The sequence below is a fragment of the Chryseobacterium sp. TQ-BC-N36 genome (assembly GCF_058382295.1).
This window is the reverse complement of record NZ_CM178175.1, coordinates 927,751-940,395: the sequence shown is the minus strand read 5'-3', so window position 1 is coordinate 940,395 and position 12,645 is coordinate 927,751. Positions and strand designations below refer to the sequence as shown.

General features: G+C 39.6%; 8 protein-coding genes. All 8 read right to left on the bottom strand.

Annotated elements, in window-relative coordinates:
- Position 1 precedes the first annotated feature (1 nt).
- Genes AC3FI7_RS04095 through AC3FI7_RS04060 form a run of 8 tightly spaced genes read right to left on the bottom strand, consistent with a single transcriptional unit; the run spans position 2 to position 12,481 of the window.
- Positions 2-2,419, bottom strand: coding sequence for a TonB-dependent siderophore receptor (locus AC3FI7_RS04095; protein ID WP_491461477.1), 2,418 nt, complete (start codon positions 2,417-2,419; stop codon positions 2-4).
- The gene (locus tag AC3FI7_RS04090) at positions 2,406-3,794 is read right to left on the bottom strand and encodes an AMP-binding protein (RefSeq protein ID WP_491461476.1); all 1,389 of its coding nucleotides are present in this window, start codon (positions 3,792-3,794) and stop codon (positions 2,406-2,408) included. The genes AC3FI7_RS04095 and AC3FI7_RS04090 overlap by 14 nt, the downstream gene beginning before the upstream one ends.
- A gap of 4 nt (positions 3,795-3,798) precedes the next feature.
- Positions 3,799-4,044: an acyl carrier protein gene (locus AC3FI7_RS04085; RefSeq protein WP_002979498.1), complete on the bottom strand. Its 246-nt coding sequence runs from the start codon at positions 4,042-4,044 to the stop codon at positions 3,799-3,801.
- 1 nt (position 4,045) lies between these two features.
- Entirely contained in the window at positions 4,046-5,449 is a 1,404-nt protein-coding gene (locus tag AC3FI7_RS04080) for an MATE family efflux transporter (RefSeq protein WP_142725720.1), read from the bottom strand.
- Positions 5,446-7,257, bottom strand: a complete 1,812-nt coding sequence (locus tag AC3FI7_RS04075) for an IucA/IucC family protein (protein ID WP_491461475.1) — start codon at positions 7,255-7,257, stop codon at positions 5,446-5,448. Before AC3FI7_RS04075 ends, AC3FI7_RS04080 begins: the two co-directional genes overlap by 4 nt.
- Positions 7,258-7,264: 7 nt before the next feature.
- Positions 7,265-8,581 carry a lysine N(6)-hydroxylase/L-ornithine N(5)-oxygenase family protein gene (locus tag AC3FI7_RS04070; RefSeq protein ID WP_491461474.1) on the bottom strand — a complete coding sequence of 439 codons (1,317 nt, stop codon included), beginning with the start codon at positions 8,579-8,581 and terminating at the stop codon, positions 7,265-7,267.
- On the bottom strand, positions 8,578-10,983 hold the full coding sequence (locus AC3FI7_RS04065) for a GNAT family N-acetyltransferase (protein ID WP_491461473.1): 2,406 nt from the start codon (positions 10,981-10,983) through the stop codon (positions 8,578-8,580). Before AC3FI7_RS04065 ends, AC3FI7_RS04070 begins: the two co-directional genes overlap by 4 nt.
- Positions 10,955-12,481 (bottom strand): pyridoxal phosphate-dependent decarboxylase family protein, encoded by a 1,527-nt coding sequence (locus AC3FI7_RS04060; protein ID WP_491461472.1) that lies wholly within the window; start codon positions 12,479-12,481, stop codon positions 10,955-10,957. Before AC3FI7_RS04060 ends, AC3FI7_RS04065 begins: the two co-directional genes overlap by 29 nt.
- Between the last annotated feature and the right edge of the window lie 164 nt (positions 12,482-12,645).

The following is a 12,645-nucleotide window of genomic DNA, read 5'->3' as shown; positions in this document are numbered from 1 at the left end:
CTTAAAATTTAAAGCTTACCTCAGCAACGAAATTACGGGGCATCTGAGCGACAACCACTCCCTGCCCTGCAAAATACTGTACGTTGCCCAGGTTATTCATTTTAAATCCTAGTCTGTATCTTTCTTTTTCAAGGGAAATAGAAGCATTGACTAAAGTATAAGCCGGGAATGCAAACTGCCCGGTAACGGTTTTATTTCCGGTAATCTGTTTTCCAACACGGTTGACTCCGAAACCTACTCCAAGTCCCTGAAGCCCTTTGATCGGAAGAATATAGCTGATCCAGGAATTGAATACATTGGCAGGACCTGCAGATTCAGGACGACGCCCGTCTACCGCCGGATCCGCTTTTTCATATCTGCTGTGGTTATAGCTATATCCGGCCATAATATTTAATCCCTGAACAGGGTTCATGATGGTTTCTATTTCAATCCCTTTACTTCTTTGTGTTCCATCCTGAACAACAATATTGTATTCTTTTCCGTCACGGATTACACCGCTTCCTCTCTGGATATTGTCAACAAGAATATCGTAATATGAAACGGTAAAATTAACCTTGTTTCTCCAAAGGTTCCCTTTCAATCCTACTTCCCACTGATTCGCCATCTGAGGTTTCATCTCTCCGCTAATGTCCGGAAGCTGCTGGGCAACAGGGGCTGTATAGCTGAAACCATTCATATAGTTACCATAGGCAGATAACTGGTCTTTCAGGATTTGATATACAATTCCTACTTTTGGAGACCATGCGGTCTGGTTGAAATCTCCCGTACGGATATTGGTGTTCAGGTTCAGCTGGCCTTTACTTTCGTAGTGGTCCATACGTAAGCTTAAAAGGGTAATCAAACGGTCTGTAATATAGGTAACATTTGAAATATAGGCTCCATAAAGATTGGATGCAGAATTATTTCTTACCAAAGGAGCTGTGGAGGTCTGGATTTTCTGCAATACAAGATCTCTGGTGATATTGGCATATCCTGCTAAAGTCTGCCCGTTGATATTGTCATATACCACAATCGGGGAATGGTTATTGTTGATGGTCTGATTCAGATAATCTAATCCGATCAGCACTTTATTTTTAACGTTTCCGATTTTAAATTCTCCATTAAAATTCTGCTGAATACTGGTAGAAGAAGCTTCCGAGTTCTGCCACTGTACATTACGTTCCAACATCGCATCACTGGTATTTCCTCGGATAAACTGGTACTGATATAATCCTTCCGTTTTTCTGAAGTTTCTTGAAAGCAAAGTCTGTGAGGTCCAGTGATCTGAAATTCTGTAATTCGCCTCAGCTTTTACATTGATAGATGGTGCTTTTAAAGTAATATCATTATTGGAATACGATTTTTTCCAGTCGAAGCCCAATTCATCCGGATTATGAGCGAAATAAGGTCTTGTTCTCGGAAGGAAAATAATCGGCGTATTGGTTCCTTCATAATTGTAGATCTGAGCTCCCAAGTTAAATTTCAATCTGTCATTTACTTCATAGCTGATGGTAGGTGCCACAAAGAATGATTTTCTGAACTCAGAGTCTCTGAATCCGTTCTGATACTGATAAGCGGCATTCAAACGGAATAACATTTTTCTGGACTCTGTCATTGGACCGTACACATCAGCAGTTACACGGTTCAGGTTATAGCTTCCCATCATATAAGAAGCCTCGCCTCCAAAATAATCTTTTGGTTTTTTGGTCACGACATTAATTAAACCTCCGAAAGATGTTACAGCACCACCATACAGGGTTCCTGAAGGTCCTTTGATCACTTCCAGACGTTCTATATCAGCAGGATCTATCTCTCCGTTGGTGGTTGCAGGAACACCATCTACCATAGATACTTTGGTAGGAAAACCTCTGAGGCTGTAGTAAAAACTTCCGTCTCCGGAACCTCTTCCCGGACTTCCCTGCATTTTTACCATACCCGGAACGTTTTTGAGGACTTCCGAAATATCGTAAGTAAGCTGTTCCTTCATGATCTGCTGGTTGATGCTTGTGTAAGCCTGTGGATTTTCAAGAACTTTCAATGGCATTTTAGCCACTGAAGTACTGTCTTTATCCAAAAATTTATTTCTGCTCACTGCATATACTGTAATTCCCTCAATCACATTATTGTGTAAAGGAGCGTAGATCGCAGGGATTTCGTAGACATCTTTCTGAATGTGGATGGGTTCCCTCATCAGTTCGATGTCATTTAAAACCACCTGAAGCGTATATTCTCCAGGTGGTACATTTTCAAAGTAATATTCTCCTGAATTATTGGTTTTTGCTTGGTAAGACGTGTTGACAAGTCTTAAAACAGCATTTTTTACCGGTGCTTTTTCAGACAGCATGATTTTGCCATGAATTCTGTCGCCCTGTTGTGCAGAAAGCGAGTTGGAAGATAAAGCAAGACCAAGAAGTAATATAAGGGTTTTAGATGTTTTCATGCTGTAGGTTTTGTAACAGGGGATAGTTTATTTTACCGTTTTGTGATAATGGGAATGAATCTATACGTTCTGTGCGTACATATTGCGGGTTGATACGCAGTTTATTTTTAATGGTTTCGGTGATGATCTGAGGATCTATTTCCGGATTGTCATACAATACCACGATTTTTTTATCATTGGCATTCAGACATACGAAAGTATTGCCCTGCATTTCATTTTTAAGGATAAATTCTACCTCATCCAGATTAAGACGTATTCCGAAAAGCTTCATGATACGTTTTATTCTACCTGTGATGTAATAAATTCCGTTTTCACCTTTTCTGGCGGTATCTCCGGTATGCAGTACGGAAGGCTGCTCATACGTAGCAAGATCTTCCAGTTTATTGGCATAACCTCCGAAAATACTGACATGAGAAAAAAGCAATTCATCCGTTTCAGGATCAATTTTGAAGCTTCCTCTTTCCACCACGGTTCCGATTGATGTTTCTTCTTCCAGCAGTCCTTCTGTGGTAAGGTAAGCCATTCTTCCTCCTGCTTCTGTCTGTCCGTATTGTGCAAAGAAATCTTTTTTAAACTCACGGCAGTAAGAGAAAATCGTTTTTCTCAACTCAGCGTTAATTACACCTCCGGTATGGGTAAAATACCTCAGACTTGGAGAGTCTTTTCTGAAAAATCCAATTCTGTTCAGGTTTTCATAGAGAAAAGGCACTCCGCCCAACGTACTGTAGCCGTACTCCTCCATTTCGTCCCAGAATGCTTTCTGCATAATGTCTTTATCTGTACACACGATTCTTCCGGCACGCATACAGTTGGTGGTGAAAATAGAGAAGCCGTACACAAAGTTGATCGGAACGTTTAAAGGAACTACATCAGTATCCAGAATCGGCATATACTGAAGAATACTCAAGGCGTTCTGATAAAGACTTTCATCAGATAACTTAACCAGTTTCGGAACACCTGTTGTCCCTGAAGTACTCAAAAGGATTTTGATGTCAGGATGAATGGTAACCTCACTCCTATAATCATCCTTTGTAAAGATACTGATATGGTCTGAAAATGCTTTCAGAGTGTATCCTTCAATGGCTTCTCTCTGTGGATCAAAGATGTATTTCGGATGGTATTCTGCCTCAATACGTTCTTTGAATTCTTCATGCAGTTTCTGTCCCAGTACCGCAATTGTGTGCGCTGTTCCGTAAAAATTGAGAAGCACCTCAATGCTTGGCAGCTGATTGTCATTGTATAAAAAGAGCAGTCCTTTTTCTACAGGATTTAAGCCTAAAGTGCGATACAGTGTTCCCACCGGTATTGTTGTACCGGTGGAAGCATCTGTAAACGCCAGGTTCTTATTGGCAATTACATTTTCTAAAATTTTCATAGGCCTAGTTTTCTACGAATACATCGTATTTTTTCATTTTTTCGCGAATTTTTCCGACGGTTCCCATCTCCAGAATATCGTTAAAATCAAACTTGATCTGATAAAACTGTTCAAGCGCTTCTACAATAAGAAGGTGGGACATAGAATCCCATTCCGGGATCTCCTGATACGTTAGTTTTTCATCTACCAGTTCTTTTTTTATAGCGATGGCAGAGGCGATTATTTCATAAAATTCTTCTGTAGTGTTCATTTTAAATTTTTATAGTTTTCCATTTTCCATTTTTAAAAATCATCAGGAATAACACAGCTAAAACTATTTCCGAAGAAACGATAGCAGTAAATATTCCTCTCAGTTCCCACTGAAATCTTACTCCTAAGAGATAAGCAAGAGGAAGCTGAATGACATAAAACATGACGAGATACAGCAGTGTAACCTGCATAATATTTCCGGCAGCATTCAGGGCACGGCTGATGACCATGGTAAATCCTAACAGCAGATAAGCCATTGATACCACATGGATATACTGCACAGCATATCTTGCGACCTCTGGTTCTGTAGTGAAAAATTTCACCACATATTCCGCGGCAATCTGCCAGAATAGGGCTACAAGTACCAGATACGTCATGTTGATGGTTCCGGCTCTCCAGACTGTCTTCTCAGCACGTTCAGGCTCTCCGGCACCCAGATTCTGACCCGTAAGGACTCCGGCGGCATTTCCTATTCCCCAGGCAGGCATCGTTGCTACGGAAGCAATACGCTGGGCAATAATATATCCTGCAAGTGCTGTAGTTCCGAAAGTGGAGATGATCTTCACCATAATCAGCCAGCTGGATGTTGGGATAATATATTGAACCAGTCCTCCAAAGGCGAGTTTCAGAATCTTCTGCAGCAATGGAATATCAAGCTGTAAAGGAACTCTGATACTGATGCTGGTTTTTCCTGTGGCAAATACAAAAGCCTGGTATAAAACGCCTAAAAGCCTTGATAAAACTGTAGCATATGCCAATCCCATCAATCCAAAAGCAGGAATAAATCCTAATCCGAAAACAAGGACCACTGCAAAAATGATATTCGAAATATGGCAGATCCAAAGTGACTTCATGGCAATATCGGCATCACCTGCCCCTCTGAAAAGCCCATTGACAGACAGACGGAGAATTACAAGCCCGATACTCAGGAAGACGAGTCTTGAAAAAGAAACTCCCTCAGTTACGGTACTGGCATTGATTCCCAGAAAATCAACAATTTCTGATGCAAAAAAGCAGGAAACCCCACCAATAAGCACTGCAAAAAACAGGGCCAGCAAGATGATGTATTGGGCTGTTCTTCCCATTCCTTCTTTATCTTTTTCGCCCGCTCTTCTGGCCGTAAGGGTTGCTGCAGCAATTCCCAAACCTACGGCAATGGCATAAGCAAAGTTGATGTAGTTATCTGTAATTCCCACAAGCCCAAGAACTTTGTCTCCTAATTTTGCGATAATCAATAGATTGACGCTTACAAAAACAGATTCCATGACAAGTTCCATCACCATAGGAATGGCAAGACTAAAGATGGAACGGTTGATACTTCCGGAAGTGAGTTCAACTTTCTTTCCGGCTATGGCTCCATACGTAAAAACCGCTCCTTCTTTTAGGATATGCAGGAATTTCCTCATACTGCTGCTACTGAATTTTTATTGGCAATCTGATACAGCGGATTTGGCAGTGCTCCGTCTTTTCTCGGAATGGCAAATGCCTTGTTTTCACTGTAACCGTTATTTTTCAGACGCAGACTGTTGATATAGAATCTTTTGAATGCCGGCACGTACAGGTCATACTTTTCGTATCTTTCCTGAAGGTGAGTATTCTCAGCTTTATAATTTTCTACACAGTTGTGAACGAGTTCCCAGAATGTTTCTTCATTAAAGTTGGAATACGTATGCAATGCATTCGACAGATATCTGAAGAAAGCATCAAAAACGCCCAGCAAAATAAACAACGGGATATTTTCTTTGTTGGAAGACTGGATCAAACCGTCCGCAAGGTGTGCAGGAAGCTTTTCTCTGGCCTCTGTAGTAAGTACAATATCATCCACAAAGTCTTTGATGACGATTCTCTTCGGAACTCCGTTCTTCAGAACCACCATAATGTTTTCTCCGTGTGGCGTTACACATAATGAATGGGTGTAATAAATGTGTAATAATGGGGTAAGATAAGCATCAAGATAGCTTTCAATCCATTCTTTAATGCTCACTCCTGCTTTTTCAGCAAATGCCTCAACCAATGGAACTCCATTTTCATCTACATAAAGTAAACAGGCCATAGTTACCATTTTTTCGTCTTCTTTCAGATAATTTTCAGCACTTTCTCTCCATAATGCGCCAAGGAATTCATTATATTGATAAGGTACGCTGGCAATCGCTCCATACTGTGGATGCAGATACGTGATGGCAGCTTCTTCTCCCAGGAAAATAGTTTCTTTATTCTCCAGATAAGCATCATCTTTAATTAAGCCTTTTACCCAGTCTGTAATGGCTGGCGCAATTTTCATCTGTTTAGGCGATAATCCTCTGATATTCCCTGTGCTCAGAATAGAAACAGCGGTTTTCAGGTATCTTTTTTCAGGATGATCTACATTGAATAAAGTACGGATACTCTGCTGCGGACTGTACGTATCACTACCCTCTCCTAACTGGATTAAAAGTCCGGAAGCAATATCTCCCGCAAAATGAATCTGAAGCTTATGCTCCCACTGCCATGTATGTACCGGGATAAAGTGATAATCTTCAACAACTTTTCTTTTGCTCAACAGCTGCTGCTGAAAATCATTATATAAATCCTCTCCTATTTCAGAACGGTAAAACTCATCTCTGTTAATGTGTTCCAAAGCCTGGAATGATGATCTGCTTTTATGCGAAGCCAGCCAGATTACTTTTAAATTTTCATTGGCTTCAGGGGCAAATGTTTTCAGGTCTCTTGGAGAAAAACCTAACCGGCTTTTGTTTACAATGACCCACGGATGTCCGGTCATATTATGCTCCACCGTCTGATAATCTGCATCCGCAAGATCTTTTGAAGACATCACTCCTCTTGATAAGATTAAAGCATCACAATACAGCGTATGCAGTAATTCTTCCGTGTATCTTGCAATCGTATAAGGATCTAAGTCAAAAACAGACTGCATTTCCAGGAAGAAAGCCGCTACATCTACTGAAGACAGGTCTTCACCATTTTCTGTTTTTGTAATGCTGTCTTTATCAATATGCCAGTAATCCATCATTCTTTCCTGTCCGCGGAAGCTGTAGACAATATTTTCAACTCCGGTTTCAAGGGTAAAAACAGTATATCCGTTTTTATTTTCAAAGGTTACCACAGGTTTTAGAAGCTCTTCGTGCATCAACTCTGCGATGGTTTTGGCCATTAGGTTTCTGTTGGCCTGATTCCAGTTTTCCTGGCTTACTGTATTTTTTAAGTTGGTGTTCATTTTTTGATTAAATTTCGGCAGTTGGTAAATCAGCATATTTTTCTACATCGAAATCCTGGAAAGCAATTTTCTTTTCAATTTTATAATGCTCTCTTCCCAGAATATCATTGATGATGTAGGAATTACGGTACGCAGCCATTCCAAGATCTGTAGAAATATAGCTGTGGGTATGAACTTCAGCGTGGAGAACATAGATTTCTCCTCCGTTGTAGTCTATTGAATAATTTCTGTTGACATCAAACAATCCATCGGAGTCTCTCTTGATTCTATCCTGAATATTCTTCAAGAATGCAGGCTCATGATAGCGGTATCCGGTTCCCAGAATCAGATAATCCGCTTCCTGGTCATAAGGAACTTCCTGTTCCAATTGGGTAAATTCAAGATTGATAAAATCCGGATTGCTGTTGTCTACTCTATTCAACTGGCTGTTAGGGATAATTTTAAGATTAGGATCCGCATTATCGATGTTCAGATCATAGATGAAATCGTAGATATCATTGATCAGATCGTAATTGATTCCTTTAAACTGAGCTTGCTGCTTGCTTAAAATGGTTTTCCTTGCAGACTCACTTCTGTTGTAGAAATATTCTACATAATCAGGTGAAGTAAGCTCCAGGGTCAACTTAGAATATTCCATAGGGAAAAATCTGTCCGGACGGGAATACCATCCCAGTTGTGTCTCTTCATTTCTGTTTTGAAGAAGATCATAAAAAACCTCTGCTGAACTCTGGCCAGAACCAATAATCGCTATTTTTTTACCCTGAGCCAAAAGCTCTTCTTTTCTATACAGATAAGAACTGGTGTGAATAACACGGGAATCATCCTTCGGAATGAAAGAAGGAATATGAGGTTGTGTTCCTGTTCCTAAAATCAATCTTTCCGTTTTGAAAACCGTAGTTTCTTTGGTTTTGGTGTGAATAGTCGTTACATGATATAAACCTTCTTCATAAGTAATATCCACTACCTGAGTAGAGAAACGGCATTGTGGAAGCTGTTCAATGACCCATTGGCAGTAACGGTTATATTCTTTTCTCGGAATGAAAAAATCTTCTCTGATAAAGAATTTATACAGTCTGCCGGTTTCTTTCAGATAATTCAAAAGGCTCAAAGGATTCGTAGGATCAGCCATGGATACGCAGTCACATAAAAATGGAGTCTGCAGGGTTACATGGTCAATCATCAGCCCCGGATGCCAGTCGAAACCATCTCTCTGGTCCAGGAAAAGGGTTTTCAGTTCCGAAATCGGATTGGATAATGCGGCAAGTCCCAGATTGAAAGGGCCTATTCCTATTCCTATTACATTGTATACGGCTTCGTTAGTCATTTTTTTGTGATGTTTGTGGTGATTTGTACCTCTTTATTCTGTGGGAATTTTTCCCAGTACCATTCTCTGTAACAGAAGTTCAGATTGGCTTTTTTATGAGGCATTTCTATTACTTTATCTACCTTGAAGCCTACATGGGCTTTGTTCATCATAGACGCAAGCGAGTCTACAGATCCTTCGCCTACCATTTTTCCTACCTGTGGCTGTGCAAAAACATAGTCAACCATAGACTGCGTGGATGGAGATACGAATTTTTTCTTTGGATCGGTAGGTGCAATAAACTGGTGCGTTCCATAATCGGTTGGCAATACTTCGTAATAATCGCCGACGATATCTCTGCAAGCCCAATACACCTCAATATTACAGGAAGGTTCATCATTCCCTGCGATGATATAACTGTGTGCTTCATCACTTGGAAGCATCAGTCTGTAATAGGTTTCCAGCTCATCAATGGGCCAGTTCATCTGCCAGATTTTTATGGCATGTTCGCGGTTGAACCACTCATGAAGCATTTCAAGGTCATTTTCAAGATCTATAGGGCGCATACTCATCGTCACGTCTTCTTTCTGAAAGTATCTTTTAAAGAAAACTTCTGTTCCCTGTGGATTGATTAACTGATCTGAGAAGAAGTGCTTGTGGAGAAGATTCGGAACTTTAGCATAAGAAATTGAAGAAGCATTCACACCGCCGTCTACATCAGCAACTGCCGACTGGAGGTTTGATTTTACCGCCCAATATCTTTGATTCAAAGCATAATACGTTAATGAGGAAGGTTCAGTTTCATGAAGGTTTTCAAACTCTCTGTACAGAATATTGATTAATCTTCTTTCTTTAACCAGACCAGTTTTACCTATTGAAGCAATCAGTGCACTCAGGTTGCTTACCAAAAGATGGTGAGAAACAATATCCAGCAGACGCTCATCCCTGATGAAAAGGTCTTCCACTTCAGGATAATCTTTGATCAGAGATTCATATTTACCTTTGAAGCTTTTTTTGATTAAATAACCTTGTCCGTCTCTTACATAAATAGACTCAGGAAGAAGTTGATTATCCAATTGTACAAGCAGATTCTGCTGATGAACTTCAGGAGCCATGCCTAATTGACTGTACAACCTGTTCAAAGGAGAAAGCAAAAGATCTACATATTTTTCAAACCAGATGATAGCTGCTTTTTCAGTATCTACTCCTAATTGATTGGCAACATTTTTAAAGAAATGTTCTGTAAAATTAAACCCATCTGTAGATTCATCCTGGCAAAGCCTTGCTAATAGAATCACTTTATCTTCATTGGAAAAAGGATTTTCGCGGAGCAGTATATTCAGACTGTCCATATTCTTCCCTTCATAACGAACGCTTAATGTGGAAGGTTCCAGCAATAATTTAAAGTTCGGGAAATTTTGTTCAAATGAAACTTTTTCATGCTGCCACCAGATAGCCGAAGCATATCCTCTGTTGAGATCTTTTAAACTGTTTGTTCTTACAGAACCTGTCATTAAAACATGCAGAGAAAATTTCAGCATCCAGCTGAAATCAGGATTATACAGTGTCCTTATAGAAGATGTTGCATAAAAATCTTCTCCCAGCGGTCCGATATGGATAATTTTTCCGGATCCGAGCATTTCAGGATATTCTTCTGTTGACAAAAGATATTGTGCTTCCCAGGGATGGCATGGAACGATGTAGAAATCATTGGTGTTTTCAAAATCGTAGCTTTCCGGTATGGATACGCATTTTTCAAATATTTCTTTAGCTGAAATTCCGGGAAGGGATTTTTCTGTAATGCAGTCTTTATGAATCAGGAAATAATCCAGCTGAAAACCTTTTCCAAACTCGGGTCCATATAATAACTGCTCTTTTTCAGAAAATCCCATTCTTGATTTAGTGAAAGGATGCAGATTGTGTCCTGCGGGAAGCATTTGCTCAGATTCAAGAAAAGAATAGGTTAAAAGCTGATCATCCTGCAGGCAGGCTTCTGTTGTCAGTTTCAGATTTTTTAAACTACTCTGGATTCTTTCCGTAAATTGTTTCAGCCCTGTCTCATTTGCCGTGTCTGAGAATTCCTGATAAACCAGTTCAGTAAGCTTTTCAGGACCGACTTCAAATGCTTCCTGATTTTGATGGTCTACAGCCCATAGAACCGGTTCATATTCATGAAAAAGAGTTTCGGAACGGTAAGATATCGGAGCAAATAAAAACAGTCTGCTTTTCTTCATTTCAAATCTCATATACAATGGATAATCGATGTGTTGAAGAGCTTTTGCCGTAAGAAGGTCATGTTTTGGAATTCCCTGATAGAATTTTCCGTTTCCAAGTTCTCTCAACATTCCGTTTAACAGAATCCTGAAGGTAATTTCCTGAGCTTTCTCTTCTGTTTTATTTTTCTGAATTAAAGTCTTTTCCATGTTTTTTGATTGTGGTGAGAATTTGATGAATGTCTTCAGTAGTGGTAATCGGGTTCAGGAACGTAAATTTCAGATAGAAATTTCCATCCACTTTTGTGCTCGCTACAAGGATTTCTCCACTGTAGAACAGTTTCATCTTGATGTACTGATTCAGGGCATTCAGATCACTGGTTTCCGGATTGAGATACCGGAAAACAAGAACACTTAAGTCGGAATCTGAAAGGAGTTCAAAATCAGTATCTTCAGAGATCATCGCTGCAGCATCTTTGGTAAGATCTATCACCGTGTCTGTATATGCCGCCAGCTGTTCTTTACCCATCATTCTTAAGGTAAACCAAAGCTTTAAAGCATCAAACCTTCGGGTACTTTGAGTAATGGATTTATTGATCTGTGCCGGTATTTCTTCTTCGTCCATTTCCTTCGGATTCAGATAATCGGCGTGATGTTTAAGAATCAACAGTTCTTTTTTGTTTTTAACAATGAAAGCACTGCTGCTGATGGGCTGGAAGAATGATTTGTGATAATCAATCGTTACAGAGTCTGCTCTTTCAATACCGTTGATCAAATCACGGTATTTTTCGCTCAATAATAATGCACATCCATACGCTGCATCTACGTGCATCCAGATGTTATAGTGTTCTGCTATATTCGCGATATCTTCTAGTGGATCAATATTTCCAAAGTCTGTGGTTCCTGCGGTAGCTACAATGCCAATAGGAATATTTCCTAGCTGTTCTTCCCTTTTAATATATTTCTTTAAAAGAGTGATATCCATACGAAAACGCTCATCCGTAGGCACTTTAACAATGCTTTTCTCGCCCAGTCCCATAATGGATGCATTTTTCAGATTGCTGAAGTGGGATTTATCTGAAACAAATATTCTGAAACGGCTTGCTTCTGCCGGCAGACCATCCATTTTAATGTTGTGATGATATCTTTTCTGAGAAAAACAGTCACGCATCATGACCAATCCCATTAAATTGCTCTGTGAGCCCCCTGCGGTGAAAACACCGTCGCTTTCATTCGTATTATATCCAATTTGACCGGCAGTCCAGTCGATCAGTTTTCTTTCCATGAAGGTTCCTCCCGCACTCTGATCATAAGTATCCTGTGAAGAATTGATAGCACTTACAAGAATTTCCCCTGCCAATGCCGGAATTACTACAGGACAGTTAAGATGAGCTACATATTGTGGAAGGTGAAAAGCGGTGGCATGTTTCACATAAATATCATCTACTTCTGCCAGCAGCTCATTATAATTGGAAAGTTTTTGATTAAGATCAATCTTTTGTACCAGTCCTTTCATTGTTTTGGCTTCTATACCACTGAAAGGTTTGTTATTCCTATGAAGAAATTCCTGTACAAGGTCTAAAGTTCTGTTGACAGCATTACGATAATGATCATAATTGTCAGGATGAAAAATATTCCCAAAATTCTCCGAAATATGTGGTGAATTTGAACCTGATAGCTCTTCCAGGGATATTATTTTATTGTTCATAAATGTTTTGTAATGTGATTTTTTTAATCTGTGAGTTGTTGTGGTTTTTTCAATATATTATCGTATATATCTGTAAGTCAGTTTTTTAAATTTTACATTTTTTATTATATTTTTATTTGGTGATTACGTAATTATTACTAAATTTGACTCGCTTATTATTATTT

Bases quoted from the DNA above. Each gene is read 5' to 3' on its own strand.
- AC3FI7_RS04095 (WP_491461477.1), bottom strand. From the start codon at position 2,419: ATGAAAACATCTAAAACCCTTATATTACTTCTTGGTCTTGCTTTATCT.
- AC3FI7_RS04090 (WP_491461476.1), bottom strand. From the start codon at position 3,794: ATGAAAATTTTAGAAAATGTAATTGCCAATAAGAACCTGGCGTTTACA.
- AC3FI7_RS04085 (WP_002979498.1), bottom strand. From the start codon at position 4,044: ATGAACACTACAGAAGAATTTTATGAAATAATCGCCTCTGCCATCGCT.
- AC3FI7_RS04080 (WP_142725720.1), bottom strand. From the start codon at position 5,449: ATGAGGAAATTCCTGCATATCCTAAAAGAAGGAGCGGTTTTTACGTAT.
- AC3FI7_RS04075 (WP_491461475.1), bottom strand. From the start codon at position 7,257: ATGAACACCAACTTAAAAAATACAGTAAGCCAGGAAAACTGGAATCAG.
- AC3FI7_RS04070 (WP_491461474.1), bottom strand. From the start codon at position 8,581: ATGACTAACGAAGCCGTATACAATGTAATAGGAATAGGAATAGGCCCT.
- AC3FI7_RS04065 (WP_491461473.1), bottom strand. From the start codon at position 10,983: ATGGAAAAGACTTTAATTCAGAAAAATAAAACAGAAGAGAAAGCTCAG.
- AC3FI7_RS04060 (WP_491461472.1), bottom strand. From the start codon at position 12,481: ATGAACAATAAAATAATATCCCTGGAAGAGCTATCAGGTTCAAATTCA.